15 protein-coding genes are annotated in these 19,163 nt (G+C 67.8%); 1 reads left to right on the top strand and 14 read right to left on the bottom strand.

All coding sequences use genetic code 11. From position 1 onward, the window contains the following. Positions 1–214 precede the first annotated feature (214 nt). The 14 genes from JZ792_RS23885 to JZ792_RS23950 all read right to left on the bottom strand — a co-directional run bounded on the left by JZ792_RS23885 (position 215) and on the right by JZ792_RS23950 (position 17,938). Positions 215–1,618, bottom strand: a complete 1,404-nt coding sequence (locus JZ792_RS23885; protein WP_216913568.1) for a PLP-dependent cysteine synthase family protein — start codon at positions 1,616–1,618, stop codon at positions 215–217. A 486-nt stretch (positions 1,619–2,104) separates the two neighbouring features. Beyond that, positions 2,105–2,860, bottom strand: coding sequence for an ESX secretion-associated protein EspG (locus JZ792_RS23890; protein WP_216913570.1), 756 nt, complete (start codon positions 2,858–2,860; stop codon positions 2,105–2,107). Further along, positions 2,857–4,227: a PPE domain-containing protein gene (locus tag JZ792_RS23895; protein WP_216913572.1), complete on the bottom strand. Its 1,371-nt coding sequence runs from the start codon at positions 4,225–4,227 to the stop codon at positions 2,857–2,859. The genes JZ792_RS23890 and JZ792_RS23895 overlap by 4 nt, the downstream gene beginning before the upstream one ends. 12 nt (positions 4,228–4,239) lie before the next feature. Next, on the bottom strand, positions 4,240–4,632 hold the full coding sequence (locus JZ792_RS23900; protein ID WP_216913574.1) for a hypothetical protein: 393 nt from the start codon (positions 4,630–4,632) through the stop codon (positions 4,240–4,242). 30 nt (positions 4,633–4,662) lie between these two features. After that, positions 4,663–5,370: a DUF3558 domain-containing protein gene (locus JZ792_RS42695; RefSeq protein WP_256461471.1), complete on the bottom strand. Its 708-nt coding sequence runs from the start codon at positions 5,368–5,370 to the stop codon at positions 4,663–4,665. 11 nt (positions 5,371–5,381) lie between these two features. Beyond that, positions 5,382–6,527: a glutamate 5-kinase gene (proB, locus tag JZ792_RS23910; RefSeq protein ID WP_216913579.1), complete on the bottom strand. Its 1,146-nt coding sequence runs from the start codon at positions 6,525–6,527 to the stop codon at positions 5,382–5,384. A gap of 88 nt (positions 6,528–6,615) precedes the next feature. Beyond that, a complete protein-coding gene (obgE, locus tag JZ792_RS23915; protein WP_216913581.1) occupies positions 6,616–8,070 on the bottom strand; it encodes a GTPase ObgE in 1,455 nt (484 codons plus the stop codon). A gap of 167 nt (positions 8,071–8,237) precedes the next feature. Further along, the gene (gene rpmA / locus JZ792_RS23920; protein ID WP_109523840.1) at positions 8,238–8,504 is read right to left on the bottom strand and encodes a 50S ribosomal protein L27; all 267 of its coding nucleotides are present in this window, start codon (positions 8,502–8,504) and stop codon (positions 8,238–8,240) included. Positions 8,505–8,525: 21 nt separating this feature from the next. Continuing rightward, on the bottom strand, positions 8,526–8,837 hold the full coding sequence (gene rplU, locus JZ792_RS23925) for a 50S ribosomal protein L21 (RefSeq protein ID WP_109523841.1): 312 nt from the start codon (positions 8,835–8,837) through the stop codon (positions 8,526–8,528). A gap of 424 nt (positions 8,838–9,261) precedes the next feature. Beyond that, the gene (locus JZ792_RS23930) at positions 9,262–12,360 is read right to left on the bottom strand and encodes a translation initiation factor IF-2 N-terminal domain-containing protein (RefSeq protein ID WP_308165422.1); all 3,099 of its coding nucleotides are present in this window, start codon (positions 12,358–12,360) and stop codon (positions 9,262–9,264) included. Between the two features lie 519 nt (positions 12,361–12,879). Continuing rightward, on the bottom strand, positions 12,880–13,296 hold the full coding sequence (gene ndk, locus JZ792_RS23935) for a nucleoside-diphosphate kinase (RefSeq protein ID WP_216913585.1): 417 nt from the start codon (positions 13,294–13,296) through the stop codon (positions 12,880–12,882). Positions 13,297–13,353: 57 nt separating this feature from the next. Further along, positions 13,354–13,806, bottom strand: a complete 453-nt coding sequence (locus JZ792_RS23940) for a DUF4233 domain-containing protein (protein ID WP_438804368.1) — start codon at positions 13,804–13,806, stop codon at positions 13,354–13,356. Beyond that, positions 13,803–15,188 carry a bifunctional tetrahydrofolate synthase/dihydrofolate synthase gene (folC, locus tag JZ792_RS23945; RefSeq protein ID WP_438804369.1) on the bottom strand — a complete coding sequence of 462 codons (1,386 nt, stop codon included), beginning with the start codon at positions 15,186–15,188 and terminating at the stop codon, positions 13,803–13,805. Before folC ends, JZ792_RS23940 begins: the two co-directional genes overlap by 4 nt. 68 nt (positions 15,189–15,256) lie before the next feature. Next, a complete protein-coding gene (locus JZ792_RS23950) occupies positions 15,257–17,938 on the bottom strand; it encodes a valine--tRNA ligase (protein ID WP_216913586.1) in 2,682 nt (893 codons plus the stop codon). 528 nt (positions 17,939–18,466) lie between these two features. Here JZ792_RS23950 and JZ792_RS23955 point away from each other — a divergent pair. Next, positions 18,467–19,156, top strand: a complete 690-nt coding sequence (locus tag JZ792_RS23955) for a hypothetical protein (RefSeq protein WP_254190254.1) — start codon at positions 18,467–18,469, stop codon at positions 19,154–19,156. The last annotated feature ends 7 nt before the right edge of the window (positions 19,157–19,163 follow it).

A 19,163-nucleotide genomic window follows, 5' to 3' on the forward strand; every position in this document is an offset into this window, starting at 1 on the left:
CCCCCGAAACCCGCGACGAATTCGTCCGCGCCATGGCCGATTACGCGAAACTCGGTATCCACAGCGCCATCGTCACCCCTACCACCGGCGCACCCGCCGCCTGGATCGACGGCATGGCCCCCGCGGTGACCCGATTGGCCGAACTCGGCTGATTCGCGGCGCGGGAATCCTGCCGGTCGGCAGCCCGAGTTCCGCGGCTGCCGTCCGGTCTCGACTACGCTGATTCCGTTGCGGCAGAAGTGATCCGCGCGGCATCGACGAGCGCGATCACTGTGCCGTTGTGCGCCACCAGCACCGGTCCCGCGTGCTCTGCGATCCGCCGTGCCGCACGTTCTACCGCATCCGTCGTGCCGATCACGGGTAGCGGCGGGTCCAGGTGCGCCTGCACCGGATCGTCGTCGGGTGCGTCGGCGAGCCGCGAACCGGTTGCGGTGCCGAGTATTTCGGCCACTACGATCGGACCGGGCAGTTCACGCGTCAGCAGGACCGGGAGCGCCGACAGCGTACCGAGTAGTGCCCGCGCCTGAGCGACGGTCGAGCCGGAGGGCACGACCGGCGGCCGGTCACCGGCCGCACCGATCACCTCGGCGACAGTCGCCCCGGATACCGGTGTGATCAGCGGGAATCCCAATCGCCCGAGCCAGTCGTCGTCGAAGTACTTCGACAGATACGACCGACCGGAATCCGGCGCGATCACCACGACCACGTCCTCGGGCCCCAGTGTCCGCGCCACCCGCAGCGCCGCCGCGATCGACGTACCGGACGAGCCGCCGAGCAGCAAACCCTCCAGCCGGGCCAGCCGGTGCAGCAGCGGCAGCGCTTCGGCGTCCGGAATCCGCTCGATGTGGTCGACCACCTCCGGGTGGTACGAGATCGGCCACAGATCTTCCTCGGTCTCGGGATGCAGGTAGTGCCCGACGGATTCGACATACCAGGCCCGGCCGTCACCCCCACCGTAGACCGAGGAGTCCGGGTCGGCCCCGATGACCCGCACCGCGCCCCCGGAGACCTCCTTCAGAAACTCCCCCGCTCCGGTGATGGTGCCGCCGGTCCCGACCCCCGCCACGTAGTGCGTCACGCGCCCACCGGTCTGCGCCCAGATCTCGGGCCCGGTCGTGGCGTAGTGTGCGGCGGGATTGGCCGGGTTGTCGTATTGCCCGGCGAACCACGCGCCGGGAATCTCCGCGGCCAATCGCAGTGCGACACTGCGCAGATGCTCCGGATGGCCGACCGGACGTCCACCGACGGTGACGATCACCTCGGCTCCGTAGGCACGCAGTAACGCGATCTTCTCGCCGCTGGACTTATCCGGTACGACCACGATCGTCCGGTACCCCCTGGCGACGGCCACCGCGGCCAACCCGATCCCGGTATTACCCGACGTCGCTTCGACGACGGTGCCGCCCGGCCCGAGCTCCCCCGACGCCTCGGCTGCCTCCAACATGGAGAGCGCGGCCCGATCCTTGACGCTCCCACCGGGATTGAGATATTCCAGCTTCACGTAGACGGCGGCCACGATACCTTCGGTCACGCGATTCAGCCGGACCAGCGGAGTATTGCCGATCACACCGGCGACGGAGTCGAAAACCCCGGCCGTGCGTGGTTGGATGGCGGTCATACGGCACCCTTTCCTTTGTCACCGGCACTCACGCGCTCGCGTCCCATACCTGCGTGCGGGCGGGCTTGTCACCACAGATGCTGCCGACCCAACGCCCACGCTCACACCAGCCTCTCGAGCCGAGGGCATCACGCGACAGAGTTGCGGTCACCGCGATCCGATTCGGCGAGGTCGACGACACCGGAACTCCCCCGCCGGGCGGCATGGACCCGCCGTTCCCGCCGACGGAGCCGCCCGAGGACTGTTCACCCCACATCCCTGTTCCGGACGCCGGATACCGGTTCGACAGATCAGATGTCGGTCAGTCATCAAGAATGCGAGCGCCCTTGCTCGCCGTCTCCGACATGCGCAATCTGCTCGGACGGACCAGGTCAACACACCTGCTCAAATGCTGCCGCGCCGCGGTGAACGGCGGCGTCGACATGTGGAGCCAGTACCGCGCCCCAGCGGATCCCTATGCAGCGGCTCGGAGCCGGGCGGTGAAGTTCAGTACCGCCAGGCTGTTTCGCGGGCTTCGAGGCGGGCGCGGTCCACCATGGTGGTGACTTCGGCGCAAATAGAGTCGGTGCGGGACGGGGTGGCTTCGATGCGGTCGCCTTCTCGGATGCGGTAGCGGCCGTCGTCGATGTAGTCGACGATCACGATCTGGGAGCCGCGGTCGGTGGAGCCGTCGAGGGCGGGGCCGGTGTCGACGCGAATTTCCGCATAGGTGCGGAACGGGCGGGTGAGGAGGCGCGTCGCTTGTTCGCCGATGGTGCGGCGGGTGGCGCCTCGGTCGGCGGGGCGGTCGAAATCCTCGCGAGCGATGTCGATGGCGGGCGCTCTTCCCGGGCCGATATCCGGTAGTACCGAGAGAAGGCGTTTCACTGTGGCCTGGGCCGAGCACAGGTCGACGCGAATGGTTGCGCCCGTGCCGAATTCGAGGCCGGGTAGTTGTGCGGCGACCGCACCGGCGTCGGATTCGATGGCGGCGCAGGCGCGGATCATGCGGTCTCGACCGTCGCGGCGATAGCCGAACATCTCGACGCGGATATCGGGGTGGGCCATCGCGTGTAGTGCGTGGTACAGCGAATCATCGTCGCCCATGCGTTCGGCCAGAACGCGCGCGGCGTCCCGGCGTTGCCGGTCGAATTCGACCTGGGTTTCGACAGCGGCTCGGAAGGTGAGCGGGAACGGCATTCGGTCGCGGCCCAGCGTCTCCCACGCGACCCAGAATTCCAGCGGGGTGAGATCCCAGGTCATTCCTGATCGCCGATCACCGGGGGCACGGACAGAGTTTCGGGGCCGAGTAATTCCTCGTGCACGCCGCGCAGGTAATCGGGGGCATTGTGTTCGCTCTCGTCGTCCTTCCCGCCGCCGCCACGGCCGCCGCCCATTCCACCCATGCCGGACATACCTGCTCGCCCGGTCGATGCCGCGGTACCGCTCGTGCCCGCCGAGGTAGGGTTCGCGCTCTTGCCCGACCCCGGGACGCTGCCACCGGCTCCGGGAGTGCCCGATCCGGCCCCCGGACTTCCGGAACCCGAAGGCGAGCCGCCGCCGTGAGACCCGCCGGACCCGAGGCCCGAAGGGGTCGACGGCGCGGCGCTCGACGGTGTGGTGGGTGCGGCATTACCGGGTGTCTGCGCGGCCGCCGGTTCGGTCGACTTCGACGAGTTGTCGTCGGACGTGTCGTTCGAGTCGTCGTCGGCGTTGTCGTCCTCGTTCGGGTTGCCGGTGCCGGGATCTTCGGTTCCGGGGTTATCGGCCCCGGGTTTGCCACCGTCGGGAGTATTGCCCGGCGGATTGTTCGAGTTTCCGGATCCACCGCCGCCCGGCTCCTTCGACCCGTCATCGTTGTCGCCGCCGGGACCCGAGCCGGATGTCGTGGGCGAGGGGACTTTCGGAACGTTGTTGTCTGCCTGTGCCGCCACCGGGGCATAGACCGTGCGCATCACTTCGTTGGCATTGTCCTCGGCGTCTTGCGCGCGGCGGGTGTCCGCGCCCGAGATCATGCCGGACACGTCGAGAATCTTGTCGCCGACCGCGCTCACGACATTCGCGAGTTTGCCGTCGGCCCGCGCCTCCGATGGATGGGGTACCTGGTAGCTGACCTGTTGGAAACCGGTGTAGGCCTCTTCCATCTTGTTCGCGATCAGCGATACCGCCTGGTCGACCTTGTGCACGTCGCCCAGGTAACCGCGCACGGCCGAGAGTGCGCTGTTCGCGGTAGCGCCGGACCAGCCCCGCTCCATCTCCTTGGCGATATTGTCGTGAAAAGTGGTGGCCTTGGTGGTGGTGTCGGTCGCGAGGTCTTTCCACGCCGTGACGCTGGAACTCAGCTGCCCGAGTCCGATGGAATCGATGAAACTCATGATCCGCGTATGCGGCATGCCGACGAAAGTCTCCATGACCGGCGGGACGACCGGTGAGGTGTATTCGCCCGCGAATCCCTTGGATTCCGAGACGTTCTCGGCGTAGAGGCGGCTGCGCGAGTCGTTGCCGGTGCTCTGGGCCGCCGATTCCGAATCGGTGGGCGAGATATCGCCGTCGAAGAGGCCGGTTACCCGGTCGACGAGATAGCCGGGTCCACCCGACGCCAACTCCGATACGAACTTACCGAACGACATGATTCCCCCCGGCTACGCCACTTTGTTCGTCTGCTGTTTGATCGCCTGCTGCGTTTGCTCGTCGCAGGCTTTGTAGGCGGCTCCCGCTTTGCGGTACATATCGGCCATTGCTTCTAATATTTTGATGTGATCGCTCAGCGCGTCGGAATAAGAACCCGAACCCTGTCCGCCTCTCGCCAGGGTCTGAAATTTCACCCCGAGGGTCGAAGCGGAGTTCAGATCGCCGAATGAGTCGACATATACGAGGTCGCGGGCGCGGGTCATGAGTATACGCAGCTCGGCACAATAGTCATCGCACCACTTCGCGCATCGCTCGGCTGCATCGAATTCAATGATGAGTTGGCCGGAGGATGCCTCACCAGCGAGACGCTCGAACTCTCTGGTGACTTCGACGGAACTTGCCATTGCTATTCCTCCCCCACCTTCCGTGTCGAATCAGCGAGGTATCGCATCAACGACTTCCGAAACTGCCCCGAGGGCTAATGCGCAAGGGTCGGTGCCGGTCTCGCTATCGACATACTTATCGGCAGAGGCCGAGACCACACCTTTGCTGGTATCGAAGGATATCTCGCATGTTGTGGGAGGCAAATCGCTACCCACGTAATACTGGTAAGCCGCCCTGTCGCCCACCTTGATCTCGTGAAAGTCTCTGAAGTATTTATTCTTTCGGAAGTCCTCGATCGGTTTTGTACTCGAGGAGATCCGCAGGAAAAACCCCCAGCGACCATCGGTATTGGCTGCCGTCCATCTACACCCGATGTACTCTGCCCTCGGCGTACCGAATGGATTCGAATCCTTCGTGGCGGGATCCGCACCGGTCGCCGCGATCGCACTCTCGGGCAGCGTGCACGGATCGAAAAGCTGCTCCTTGGTCAACGGCGCACCGCTCACCTCCGGCTGCCCGCTGACCGACTCCGAACACCCCGCGACCGCCAACACAGCGCACAGACCCGCGACTACACCGAGCACACGCACGGAAACCCCCGCCTCTCCAATGGACTGCGCTTCACGATAGCAACGCCCGAGCGTGGACAGCCGCCCACTCTCGACGTACCCCACCGTGCCCGACCGGTCGTCCTCGCATCCGCTACCTCCAACGATCCTTCTTCTACTTGGACGTGAGGCAACAGCTTTCGGTTCCATCGTTTCGCCGATTACCGACGCGGGCTTTCCTCCACGCTGACCAGGTCGTCGGCGTGAATCACCGGTCGACGCATGGTTTCCGGGAGTTCGGCACTGGAGCGGCCGAACATGGCGGCCAACTCGGTGCTGTCGTATTCCACGACGCCGCGGGCGACGACGCGATCGTCGGGTGAGACCAGGTCGACCACGTCACCGCCGTGGAAGCGACCGCGCACGCCGACGATGCCCGCGGCGAGCAGGGAATGACGGCGGTGGGCGACGGCGAGCACCGCACCCTCGTCGATGAGTACCGCGCCGCGACTGTCGGCGGCGTGCCTGACCCAGAACTTCCTGGCGGACAGGCGAACCGGGCGTGCGGCGAAGGCCGTGCCGACCGAACCGGAGGCGAGGGCGGTAGCCGCGTCGGCGGCAGCGGCGAGGAGCACGGGAACTCCGGCGTCGGCGGCGAGGCGGGCGGCGGACAGTTTGGACGCCATCCCGCCGGTGCCGAGCGCGCCGCCGCTCCCGGCGATCACGCCGTCCAGGTCGGCGCTGCTACGTACTTCGGGGATGAAGGTGGCCGCGCCCTTGCGCGGATCGCCGTCGTAGAGTCCGTCGACATCGGAGAGCAGGATCAGGGCGTCGGCTCCGACCAGGTGTGCCACCAGGGCCGCCAGCCGGTCGTTGTCGCCGAAACGGATCTCCTCGGTGGCGACCGTGTCGTTCTCGTTGACCACGGCGACCGCGCCGAGCGAACGCAACCGGTCCAGGGTGCGCTGGGCATTGCGGTGGTGCTCGCGACGGGAGAAGTCGTCGGCGCTCAACAGCACCTGTCCGACGGTGCGGCCGTAGCGGGCGAAGGAGGTGCCCCACGCGTGCGCGAGGGCCAACTGTCCGACGCTGGCCGCCGCCTGCTTGGTCGCCAGATCCCTGGGCCGAGTGGACAATCCGAGCGGTGCGAGGCCTGCCCCGATCGCGCCCGACGACACGACGACCACGTCGGATCCGGCGCGCATGCGCGCCTCCACGGCGTCGGCGAGCCGATCCAGCCGCTCGGTGTCGAGCCCGCTCTTCATGCTGGTCAACGCCGACGACCCGATCTTCACCACGACACTGCGCGCGGTCGCTATCGCCTCGCGCGCCGCACCGACGCCGGATTCCGAATTAACCTGTGTCACCTTCGAACTCCCTGCACCCCGAGAGAATCCACCGTCGAGCCGGACTCCGGCAGACCCGTGGCCCACCGGAACACCGCGGCAGGCACGGCTACTCCTCGTCCTCTTTCACCAGACCGCGACGCACCCGCGACGCGTGTTTGCGCTCGGCCGCGCCGATGCGGTCGGACTGTTCCAGACGAATATCGGTACCGCGACCGGTGGGCACCATATCGACACCCGCGGAAATCTGCGGCTCCCACTCGAAGGTGACGTGGCCGATGGTGACCGGAGCGCCGGGGACAGCGCCCTGCTTGACCAGTTCGTCCTCGACACCGAGTCGAGCCAGCCGGTCGGCCAGGAAGCCGACGGCTTCGGCGTTGTCGAACTGGGTCTGTCGCACCCAGCGCTCGGGCCGGGTGCCGCGCACGATGAAACCGCCGGGCTCCTGCGGATCGGCGATGACACTGAAACCGGTCTCGTCCACCGCGATCGGACGGATGATCGGCCGTTTGGGCGCCGCCTTCGGATGGTCCTCGCGGTATTGCAGCACCATCTCGGCGAGCGCGAAGGTCAGCGGCCGCAGCCCCGCCCGGCTCACCGCCGAGATCACGAACACCGGCCAGCCGCGCGCGGTGAATTCCGAGGTGACCATGTCGGCCAGCTCCGCCGCGTCGGGCACATCGGCCTTGTTGAGGATGACCACGCGCGGACGATCGGCCAGGTCACCGAGGTCGGCGTCGGCGCTCAGCGCGGGTTTGTAGGCCGCGAGTTCGGCTTCCAGCGCGTCGACGTCGGAGACGGGATCCCGGCCCGGTTCCAGCGTCGCGCAATCGACCACGTGGGCGAGTACCGCGCAACGCTCCAGGTGGCGCAGGAAGTCCAGCCCGAGACCGCGACCTTCGCTCGCGCCGGGAATCAGCCCGGGTACATCGGCGACGGTGAACGTGGTGTCACCGCTGGCAACGACACCGAGATTGGGCACCAGGGTGGTGAAGGGGTAGTCCGCGATCTTCGGTTTGGCGGCCGACAGCACAGAGACCAGCGAGGATTTACCCGCGGAAGGAAAACCGACGAGGCCGACGTCGGCGACCGACTTCAGTTCGAGGACGAGTTCGCGTTCGTCGCCGTCCTCGCCGAGCAGCGCGAAGCCGGGCGCCTTGCGCGCCTTCGAGGCCAGCGAGGCATTGCCGAGGCCGCCGCGGCCGCCGCGCGCGGCGATGTACTGGTTGCCCGCACCGACCAGGTCGGCGACGATCATGCCGTCCTTGTCCACGACGACAGTGCCGTCCGGCACTTTCAGCAGCAGGGGTTCGCCCTGTTTGCCGTCACGATTGCTGCCCTCGCCAGGTTTGCCGTTACCCGCTTTGGCGTGCGGGTGGAAGTGGAAGTCGAGCAGCGTGTGCACGTTCGGGTCGACCTCGAGGATCACATCCCCGCCGTTACCGCCGTTACCGCCGTTTGGCCCGCCCAGCGGCTTGAACTTCTCCCTGAGCACCGACGCGCAGCCGTGGCCGCCCTTACCCGCGCGCACGTGAAGCACGACGCGGTCGATGAATTTGGACATACGCCGAATCATCCTCCTTCTTGGCTCGGTGCTGCGCGAGGCAGGGTCGATCGGATACGCGATGGTCTGACAACGATGGGCCACGGCCATGCCGCGGTGAAAACGCGAAAGCGGGCCAGGGTTCTGCGACCCTGACCCGCTCTACGCTGTCGAAGTGGTTTAGGCGGTCAGGCCTGAACCGGCTCCGGTACGACGATGTTGACGGTCTTGCGTCCACGCTTGGTGCCGAACTGGACCGCGCCCGCCGCGAGGGCGAACAGGGTGTCGTCACCGCCACGGCCGACGTTGACGCCGGGGTGGAAGTGGGTGCCGCGCTGGCGAACCAGGATCTCGCCCGCGTTGACGGCTTGACCGCCGAAGCGCTTGACGCCGAGTCGCTGGGCGTTGGAATCGCGACCGTTCCGCGAGCTGGACGCGCCCTTCTTATGTGCCATAGCTGTTTCTCCTCGGAAGTCTTACTTGATGCCGGTGACCTTGATGACCGTCAGCGGCTGACGGTGACCCTGGCGCTTGTGGTAGCCGGTCTTGTTCTTGAACTTGTGGATGCGGATCTTCGGGCCCTTGGTCTGCTCGACGACCTCGGCCGCCACGGAAACCTTGGCCAGGGCGGCCGCATCCGTGGTCAGCTCGGCGCCGTCGACGAGGAGAACCGGGGACAGCGCCACGGACGAACCGGGAGCCCCCTCGATCTTCTCGACCTTCACCAGGTCACCGACCGCGACCTTGTACTGCTTTCCGCCGGTCTTGACGATTGCGTACGTTGCCATCGGTCGGCTTCCTCCACTCGATGTTCACTCGTGCTTAGTCACGTCGCAGGAGGCGACGTGACCGTGTCTTGGCTGGTTGCTGCACAGGGGGCGTGGCGGAACTCCACCACATGATGCCCATCGCCAGGCAGCGACCGTCCAAGGCTACCAGACCCATGTCCTACAACCAATTCGGCCTCTGGCAACCGTATAGCGATCGCGGGGCGAACCCCACCGACCCTCGATAACCCCTCGAAATCCGAAGGGATCACGGTCGGCTCGGCGTTCACCGGATATCCCGGCGAGCGTCGCGCCATACGAGACGGGTGAATTCGTGAGATCCGCCACTTCGCGGCAAACAGCCACGGAGAGACCGGAAATCGTCACCCACCGTCCCGCGCGTTCCGGTCGACCGCCGATCGACGGCCGACCGGAACGCCGGTGCTCACGCGTCGACGGGGGGCCCCGCCGGACGTCCGACGGCCCGGCGACGCGGTTTGCGCGCCACCACTTCCTCGGGAACGTCCTCGGCGAAATCGATGACCGGAGCGGCGGGCTGGTCGTTGCCCGACACCACGAACACCGCGCCGCTGCTGTCGGCGGCGGGCGCAGCGGCGGACCGCGCGACCCGCCTGCGACGCGCGGGACGCGCCGCCGGTTCGTGCGAACCGTTGGTCTCGGCGGGAGCGGTGGCCCGCACCGCCTCGACCGGTTCCGGCTGTTCGATCACGACCGCGTCCGCGCCCTCGCGCAACGCGTTCGCCGCCACCTCGGCCACTTCCGCGGCCTCGGTCTCGGCCGCGGTTTCCACGACGGCGATGACTTCGGGCTGCTCGACCTCGGCGACGTCGGCGGCCGCGTCGACCGCTTCGACGACCTCGGCCGGGGACTCGACGGTTTCGGCCACCGCGGCCGTCGAGGCCGCGGATTCGACTCCACCGGTCGACGACTCGGCGAATTCGGCCGACTCCTCGTCCTCGTCCTCGCCGTGATGGGCCGCCATCGCCAGGGCGACCGGATGCGCCCGCTTGACGGCGGCGTCCTCCTCGACCGGTTCGGCGGCGGTATCGGCGACGGCGGGGGCGGCGGGCGCCGGAGCGCTCTTGTCCCGACCCCGACGCCTGCGTGAACCCGTTTCCTTACGACCCGCGTTGTCCTCGGCCGTCGACGGCTCCACCGGATAGGTGTGCACGAGGATGCCGCGCCCGTGGCAGTGTTCACAGGTCGTCGAGAAGGCTTCGACCAGTCCGGTGCCCAGTTTCTTCCTGGTCATCTGGACCAGGCCGAGCGAGGTCACCTCGGAGACCTGGTGCCTGGTGCGGTCACGGCCGAGCGCCTCGGTGAGACGGCGCAGCACGAGATCCCGGTTGGATTCGAGCACCATGTCGATGAAGTCGACGACGATCATGCCGCCGATATCGCGCAGCCGCATCTGGCGCACGATCTCCTCGGCCGCCTCCAGGTTGTTCCTGGTGACCGTCTCCTCCAGATTGCTGCCGCCGGAACCGGTGAACTTGCCGGTGTTGACGTCGATGACCGTCATCGCCTCGGTGCGGTCGATCACCAGCGTGCCACCCGAGGGCAGCCACACTTTGCGATCGAGCCCCTTGGCCAACTGCTCATCGATGCGGTAGGTCTCGAAGACGTCGAGCTTGTCGCCGTCGTGGCGCGACACCCGCGCGAGCAGGTCCGGCGCGACGGTGCCGATGTACTTCTCGACCGTGCTCCAGGCGCGATCGCCCTCGATGACCAGCCTGGAGAAATCCTCGTTGAACAGATCCCTGATGACCTTGACCAGGAGATCGGGCTCCTCGTACAGGGTCTTGGGCGCGCCGTTCTCCTTGGCCGCCTGCTCCTCGATGGTGCGCCAGGTGGCCTGCAACCGCTCGACGTCGCGGGCCAGTTCGGCCTCGGCGACGCCCTCGGAGGCGGTCCTGATGATCACGCCCGCGTCGGAGGGCACGATATCGCGCAGGATCTCCTTGAGACGTTTGCGCTCGGTGTCGGGCAGTTTGCGGCTGATACCGGTGGACGTGCCGCCGGGCACATACACCAGGAACCGTCCGGCGAGGCTGATCTGGGTGGTCAGGCGCGCGCCCTTGTGGCCGACCGGATCCTTGGAGACCTGGACGAGCACCTGATCGCCGGGCCGCAGCGCCTGCTCGATCTTGCGTTCCTTACCGCCGAGACCGGCGGCCTCCCAGTTCACCTCACCGGCGTAGAGGACGCCGTTGCGGCCGCGGCCGATGTCGACGAACGCCGCTTCCATGCTCGGCAGCACGTTCTGCACCTTGCCGAGATAGACATTGCCCGCCATCGAGGCGGACCCGGTGCTGGTGACGAAATGCTCGACCAGGATGTTGTCCTCGAGCACGGCGACCTGGGTGGCGGTCGGGTGGTCGGGGAACGCCTTCTCGCGCACCACCATCACCCGGTCGACCGCTTCGCGGCGAGCGAGGAATTCCGATTCGGTCAGGATCGGCGGGCGACGGCGACCGGCCTCGCGACCGTCGCGCCGACGCTGACGCTTGGCCTCGAGCCGGGTGGACCCGCTGATGCCCTGTACTTCGTCGGAGGAAGTCGCCGCCGCGGCGGCGCGGCCACGGCTCTTGTTCCTCGGTTCGCGCTCGTGCACGACGGTGTTGGGGGGGTCGTCCTCGGAGACCGGTTCGCTCTCCGCGCCCTCGCCGCCGACCTTGCGGCGGCGCCTGCGACGACGACGGCGGCTCGAACCCTCCGGCGCGTTCTCGTCGTCGTCGGTGTCGGTGTCGTCGGAACCCTGTTCGGCGCCTGCGTCTGCGTGCTCGGCGGCCGACGCGTCGTCCTCGGAATCGGTGTCGGCGTTGTCCTCGTCGTCACCGTCGGCGTCGGAATGCTGTTCGCCCCGACCGCGGCCACGGCCACGGCGGCCACGACGCCTGCGACGCGGCTGACCGTCGGCGTCACCGGACTGATCGGCGTTGTCACCGTCGTCCTCGGTGGTGTCCGCCTCGTCCTCGGCTTCGACGACGGGCGGCTCCTCGGTCCGGCGGACCTCCCGCTCGGTACGGCGCTGCTTGCGCACCTGCTCGACCGCCGTGGCGTCCGGCGGTAGGAACAGCGGCGCGGCCACCGACGCGGATTCGAAGACGGGAGGCGCGGTGACGTGCGGCTCCTCGGTGACGGCGTGGGTGAACAGCTGCACCGACGGCTGATGCGCCGGTGTCTGATCGGCCTCGGCCTGTCCGGCGTGCACCGGATCGGGTCGGGAGAACATGAGGCCGCGCGCGGTGGCTGCTGCCGCCTGGCGTGTCTCGGTCTCCTCCGCCGTCTCGGGAGCGGGCGCCTCGGTCTCCGGGGACTCGAGACTGTCGCGGACCGACTCCGCGACGGCTCGATCCACGTTCGACTGCGCGCTACGCGCGTCGGCACCCAACTCGGCGAGCTTGGCCAGGATTCGTTTGCTCGTCACTCCCAGCCGCTTGGCAAGCGCGTGAACTCGGATTCGCTCCGGCAATTGATCGGCATCCTGTGATGTTGTTTCCAGCGGCTCTTGATCGGCCACGAAGTCTCCTCGAGGCCCCCGGGCGCGTCCCTCCCGGTACGGAGTGACGCGGCCGACGCGGGGGCGCTGTCCGTTCACCTCGCGCCGGCGGCGCAAGGTCGTATGGTCTCGCCCCGCGTGCCCGGTCAACACCATATTTCTCGTCTGTCGGGCTGACTGGTCACGCGGCGCCTGGCTTGGCTGAACTCCGCGGATCGAGCGTTCATCCAGCGTGCCGACGCGAACAGCCGCACCACTCGAGCAGGTGTGGATATCCGTAGCAGCGATGATCGGCATCGAAACCGCGGTGTCATCCGGTTGCCTCGGTCACCGATAGTCCGCGTACCTGCGCGAACAGTCGGAACCGTTGGTAACCGCTTCCAGTATCCCACATCGTGCGCAGACGGTTCGCCATCGGCGCACGACTGCGTCCGGGACAACCCCGCCCGTACTCGGTCCGGTGGCGGGGCGGGAAGGGCGATGACCCCCGTCTTCTCCGGCGCGTTCAGCGGTGGCCGGAATCGGGGGACGGGGGGTGGATCAGACCGGGAACTGCGGGAACCAGAGGGTGATCTCGCGCTTGGCGGATTCCGGCGAATCGGAGCCGTGAACCAGGTTGTACTGGGTTTCGAGACCGAAGTCCCCGCGGATGCTGCCGGGGACGGCCTTCTCGACCGGATCGGTGCCGCCCGCGATCTGACGGAATGCCGCGATCGCGCGGGGGCCTTCGAGGACGGCCGCGACGACCGGACCGGAGGTGATGAACTCGATCAAGGAACCGAAGAACGGCTTCTCGGCATGCTCGGCGTAGTGCTCCCCCGCCAGTTCCTCGGATACCTGCTTCAGCTCGAGGGCGGCGATCTTGAGGCCCTTGCGCTCGATTCGGGCCAGCACCTCGCCGACCAGGCCACGGGCCACGCCGTCCGGCTTGATGAGTACCAACGTCTGCTCAGTCACGGCGCACAGCCTAACCGGCGACCGTACGGTGTACCGAACCAGCGCGCTCCCCGGCCGCTAACCCGGCGGGCGGACGCGCTGACTCGGCAGCAGTCCCGCCTCCATCCGGCGCTTCACATCGTGGCGCAGGACCAGGATGAAACCCCAGACGACGGCGAACACGATGCCGATGACACCGATGGACAGGTGGAAGATCGCACCGGCGATGAGCAGCACCTGCAACCCGAGATCGTAGGCGAGCGCCCACGACCTGCCCTGTAACCCGGCCCCGAGGAACATCAGCACCGCGAGCACGACGATATAGATGCCCGAAGCCCAGGTGACGCCACCGCCGACGTCGGCGAGCACCGGCAGCGCCAGCAGCACCACGATGGCCTCGAGCACCAGGGTCCCCGCCATCACGCCGCGGAAACCCTTCCACGGGTCGGTGGTCGGCGGCGCGACCGGCGGCGCGCCGTTCTCACCTTCCGGACCGCCGGTCGCGCCGGATTCGCCGCCTGCTGGACTCACATCGGGTCCTTTCCGAACAGGGCGCGGGCCGCACCGGCGGTGACCACCGATCCGGTCACCACCACGCCCGCGCCGGAGACCATCTCGCCCGCCTCGCCGACCTCTTCGGCGATGGCGATCGCGGTCTCGACCGCGTCCGGGAGGGTTTCGGCGGTCACCACGCGCTCGTCACCGAAGCGCTGGACCGCGAGATTGGCCAGGCTGTCGACATCCATCGCGCGGGGGGATCCGTTGTCGGTGACGACGATCTCGTCGAAGACCGGTTCCAGTGCCTCCAGGATGCCCGCCGCGTCCTTGTCCGCGAGCACACCGACCACGCCGACGAGTTTGCGGAAGTCGAATTCCGAGGTCAGCGTGGCGGCCAGGGCGCGCGCGCCCGCCGGATTGTGGGCGGCGTCGATGAAGATGGTCGGCGCGCTGCGCATCCGTTCCATCCGGCCGGGACTCGCCACGTTCGCGAAACCGGCGCGCACCGCCTCGATATCGAGCTGGCGGGACGCGCCCGCCCCGAAGAACGCCTCCACCGCGGCCAGCGCGAGCGCGGCGTTGCGGGCCTGGTGCTCACCGTGCAGCGGCAGGAAGATCTCGTCGTAGACCCCGCCGAGCCCCTGCAATTCGATCTGCTGACCGCCCACCGCGATCCGCCGGGCCAGTACCCGGAATTCCGCGCCCTCGCGGGCGACCACGGCATCGACCTCGACGGCGCGGCGCAAAAGCACGTCCATCGCCTCCGGCTCCTGCTGGGCGATCACCGCGACCGTGTCGCGCGGTACCAGGCTCTCCGGCGCGCGTTTGATGATTCCGGCCTTCTCCCCCGCGATGGTGGCGAGATCGTTGCCGAGGAAGTCGGTGTGGTCGAGCCCGATCGGTGTGATCACCGCGACCTGGCCGTCGACCACATTGGTCGCGTCCCAGGTGCCGCCGAGCCCGGTCTCCACGATCGCGACGTCGACCGGTGCCTCCGCGAACGCCGCGAAGCCCATCGCGGTCAGCACTTCGAATTTGCTCATGGCCGGACCGTCGGCCTCGGCGGACTGCCGGTCGATCAACTCGACGTAGGGCAAGAGTTCGCGATAGGTCTCGACGTAGGCGGCCGGGGTGATCGGATGGTTGTCGATACTGATCCGCTCGGTCGCCAATTGCAGATGCGGGCTGGTGATCCGGCCGGTGCGCCGGTGCAGCGCGGTGAGTAGCGCGTCGATCATCCTGGTCACCGAGGTCTTGCCGTTGGTGCCCGCGATATGGATCGACGGGTAGTTCTGCTGCGGGGAACCGAGCAGATCCATCAGCGCCGCGATCCTGGCCAGCGACGGCTCGATCTTGGTCTCCGGCCAGCGTTTGTCGAGTTCGGCCTCGACCAGCGCCATTTCGGCGAGATCCACCGGAGACGGGCCGGTGCCGAGCCAGGTCGACCCGCTGTCGTCGTGGTACCGGCGCTCCGGCTCGTCGTTCACTTCGAGGCCAATTCCGCGAGCCTCGCGCCGATACGGGCAACCTCGGCGGAGGCGACGTCGCGGCGGGACCGGATCTTGTCGACCACCGGTTCCGGGGCCTTGGCCAGGAACGCCTCGTTGCCGAGTTTGGCGTCGGTGCCGACCAGTTCCTTCTCCGCGGCGGCGAGATCCTTCTCCAGGCGGCGGCGCTCGGCCTCCAGGTCGACCGCGCCCTCGGTGTTCAGTCCGACCACCACGGTGGTCAGGCTGAGCCTGACCTCGACCGAGGCGCTCGTGTCCTGACCGTCCTCCAGATCGGTGAGCCGTGCCAGCGAGGTGACCGCCTCGCGCAGGCCGGTGAGTCCGGCCTCGTCCAGACCGGTCAGCCTGGCGCGCACCTTCTGCTTGTCGGCCAGACCCTGATCGCTGCGGAACCGGCGGACCTCGGTGATCAACTCCTGCGCGTCGGCGACGCGCTGGGCGGCCACCGTGTCGGCGGGCACCCCGGAAGCCTGCGGCCACGCCGCGATCACGATGGATTCACCGCCGGTCAGCGCCTGCCAGAGCGATTCGGTGACGAACGGGATCACCGGGTGCAGCAGGCGCAGCACCGAGTCGAGCACCGTGCCGAGCACGACGCTGGTCGATTCGGCGCGCGCGTCGCCCGCCGCGAACTGGACCTTCGCGAGTTCCAGGTACCAGTCGCACAATTCGTCCCAGGCGAAGTGGAACAGCGCCTCGCACGCCTTGCCGAACTCGTAGGCGTCGAAGGCCGAGTCCACCTCGGCGAGCACTTCCTCGAACCGGTCGAGGATCCAGCGGTCGGCGTCGGTCAGGGTGGCACGCTCGGGCAGATCGCCGGGGCGCGCGCCGTTCATCAACGCGAATTTGGTGGCGTTGAACAGTTTCGTGACGAAGTTGCGCGAGGCGAGCGCGTGCGATTCGCCGACCGAGAGGTCACCGCCGGGCTGTGCGCCACGGGCCAGGGTGAAACGCAGGGCGTCCGCGCCGAAGGACCGGATCCAGTCGAGCGGGTCGATGCCGTTGCCGCGCGATTTGGACATCTTCTTGCCGTGCTCGTCACGGATCAGCCCGTGCAGGAACACGTCGCGGAACGGCACCTGCACCGCGTCGGCGGGCTTACCCGCGGTGATCGCTGAATCCTCGGCGACGAACGTCCCGAACATCATCATCCTGGCCACCCAGAAGAACAGGATGTCGTAGCCGGTGACGAGAACGCTTGTCGGATAGAACTTCTCCAACTCGGCGGTGTCGGCGGGCCAGCCCATGGTCGAGAAGGGCCACAGCCCGGAGGAGAACCAGGTGTCGAGCACGTCCGGGTCCTGCACCCACCCCTCGGGCGCGGTCTCGTCCGGCCCGACACACAGCACTTCGCCCTCGGGGCCGTACCAGATCGGGATGCGGTGACCCCACCACAGCTGGCGCGAGATGGTCCAGTCGTGCATGTTGTCGACCCAGTCGAACCAGCGCGGTTCCTGGCTCGGCGGGTGGATCACGGTGTCGCCGTTGCGCACCGCGTCACCCGCGGCCTTGGCGAGCGATTCGACCTTGACCCACCACTGCATGGACAGGCGCGGCTCGATCGGCTCGCCGCTGCGCTCGGAATGGCCGACGCTGTGCAGGTAGGGCCGCTTCTCGGCGGCCACGCGGCCGAGTCCGGCGAGTTCCTCACGCACCGCGACCCTGGCCTCGAAACGGTCCATACCGTCGAATCTGGTTCCGGTGTCGACGATTCGGCCGCTCTCGTCCATGATGCTCGGCATCGGCAGGTTGTGCCGCAGCCCCATCTCGAAGTCGTTCGGATCGTGGGCGGGGGTGATCTTCACCGCGCCGGTGCCGAATTCCGGGTCGACGTAATCGTCGCCGATGATCGGGATCTGCCGACCGGTGATCGGATGTTCGATGGTGGTGCCGATCAGAGCCTTGTATCGGGGGTCTTCCGGGTGCACCGCGACCGCGGTGTCGCCCAGCATGGTCTCCACCCGGGTGGTCGCCACGATCACGTGCGGTTCGGCGTCGTCGAGCGAGCCGTAGCGCAGGGAGACGAGTTCACCCTCGACGTCCTCGAACTTCACCTCGATATCGGAGATCGCGGTCCGCAGCTCGGGCGACCAGTTGACCAGCCGCTCGGCGCGATAGATCAGGCCCGCGTCGTAGAGACGTTTGAAGATCGTCTGCACCGCGCGCGACAGTCCGTCGTCCATGGTGAACCGGTCGCGGCTCCAGTCGACGCCGTCGCCGAGCGCGCGCATCTGCCACTGGATCTGTCCGCCGGATTCGCGCTTCCAGTCCCAGACCTTGTCGATGAACAGTTCGCGGCCGAAATCCTCTTTCGTCTTCCCGTCCACCGCGAGCTGTTTCTCGACGATGGTCTGGGTGGCGATTCCGGCGTGGTCCATGCCGGGCAGCCACAGCACTTCGTAACCCTGCATGCGCTTGCGGCGGGACAGGGTGTCCATCAGCGTGTGGTCGAGGGCGTGGCCCATGTGCAGACTGCCGGTGACGTTCGGCGGCGGGAGCACGATGGAATACCCGGGCTTGGCGCTGCCGGGATCGGCGACGAAGTACCCCGCGGCTACCCAGCGCTCGTACATCTCGGCCTCCACCTCGCTGGGGTTCCAGCTCTTGGGGAGGGCATCGGCACGATTACGCGAGTTGTCAGGGGCTGCGCTGGTCACCCCGGCATTCTAGTTGCCGTGGTCCTGAGCTCATAAAAGGCCCTCGCACGGGTTAGGCGGAGTCTTCGGTGGATGAGGGACACCGAAGACTCCGCCTACACCCCTGAGCTTACCGGCGATAGAGATGTAAGCATCGAATCCACAAGCAATTCTCAGCTTCTGGTGAATGTCACAATACCGGTGCCCACCATGGCCCATCGGTTGCGCGACGGTCGTGGTGGCCGTCCGATCAGCGTCGATCCGGTTCGCCACGACGGGCGGGTCGGCCGCGGTGCGATTTCGGCCACATTCGACGCCGGATCCGCGAGCCCGGGAGCAGTCCGACCTGGTAGCGCGGGCCCTGTCCGCCGGAGCCGATCCGACCTGCCCGACACCCCGGCGGTCGGATCCGGTTGCGCGCTCGCCGAATCCGCGACGGGCGTGCGCGCACCCGCCGATTTCGGCACGCGGCCTCCGTGTCCGAATCATCCCGATAATTCAGGGGTTTCCCTGTTGCCGAATCGGGTGGGACCGGTGACTCTGGGAAATATGAGCCCCCCGCTTGACGCCATGCCCGCCTATTCTCCGGAACCGCGATCGCCGGTCGCGCCCGCACGGATCCTCGCGCCGGATTCGGTCCACGATCTGCGTGGCGATCCGGTCGAGGAACTGCGCTACCCGAACGCCGCCGCGCTGGTCTTCGCGGGTGTGCCGGGGGCGGGCAAGAGTACGGCGCTGCGCCTGTTCTTCGGGGCCACCGCCGAGGCCGAGGCGGCGCCGCACGGGCCGGGCGGCGTACTCGTCCTGGATTCGCATCACGCGCGAAATCGCTGGCGGCGCAAACTCGGCTGGCTGCCCTACCCGCTGTGGCGACCCGTCGTACACGTCGCGCACTACGCGGGCATCAGGGCCGCCTTGCGGGACGCGCCGGGCCCCGTGGTGATCCACGACTGCGCCACCTTCGGCTGGGCGCGCGCGATGATCCGTCGCTGGACTGTCGGGTTCGAGCGCGAACTGCACCTGGTGATGGTCGACGTGCCGCCGCTCGACGCCATGGCCGGTCAGCACGCACGCGGGCGGAGGGTGAACGGGGTGTCCTTCCGCCTGCACGTGCGTCGCTGGCAGCGTCTGATCGATTCCGTGACGGCCATGGACCCGGACGCGGTGCGGTCCGCATCGGTGGTGGTCGTCGACCGGTCGGCCGTGAACGCCATCCGGCGCATCACTTTCGGCGGATGAGCCGATC

It is taken from the genome of Nocardia noduli, assembly GCF_019038455.1.
Taxonomy (GTDB): Bacteria; Actinomycetota; Actinomycetes; order Mycobacteriales; family Mycobacteriaceae; genus Nocardia; species Nocardia noduli.

Bases quoted from the DNA above. Each gene is read 5' to 3' on its own strand.
- JZ792_RS42695 (WP_256461471.1), bottom strand. From the start codon at position 5,370: ATGGAACCGAAAGCTGTTGCCTCACGTCCAAGTAGAAGAAGGATCGTT.
- JZ792_RS23900 (WP_216913574.1), bottom strand. From the start codon at position 4,632: ATGGCAAGTTCCGTCGAAGTCACCAGAGAGTTCGAGCGTCTCGCTGGT.
- JZ792_RS23885 (WP_216913568.1), bottom strand. From the start codon at position 1,618: ATGACCGCCATCCAACCACGCACGGCCGGGGTTTTCGACTCCGTCGCC.
- rplU (WP_109523841.1), bottom strand. From the start codon at position 8,837: ATGGCAACGTACGCAATCGTCAAGACCGGCGGAAAGCAGTACAAGGTC.
- JZ792_RS23955 (WP_254190254.1), top strand. From the start codon at position 18,467: ATGAGCCCCCCGCTTGACGCCATGCCCGCCTATTCTCCGGAACCGCGA.
- rpmA (WP_109523840.1), bottom strand. From the start codon at position 8,504: ATGGCACATAAGAAGGGCGCGTCCAGCTCGCGGAACGGTCGCGATTCC.
- obgE (WP_216913581.1), bottom strand. From the start codon at position 8,070: ATGTCCAAATTCATCGACCGCGTCGTGCTTCACGTGCGCGCGGGTAAG.
- JZ792_RS23890 (WP_216913570.1), bottom strand. From the start codon at position 2,860: ATGACCTGGGATCTCACCCCGCTGGAATTCTGGGTCGCGTGGGAGACG.
- JZ792_RS23895 (WP_216913572.1), bottom strand. From the start codon at position 4,227: ATGTCGTTCGGTAAGTTCGTATCGGAGTTGGCGTCGGGTGGACCCGGC.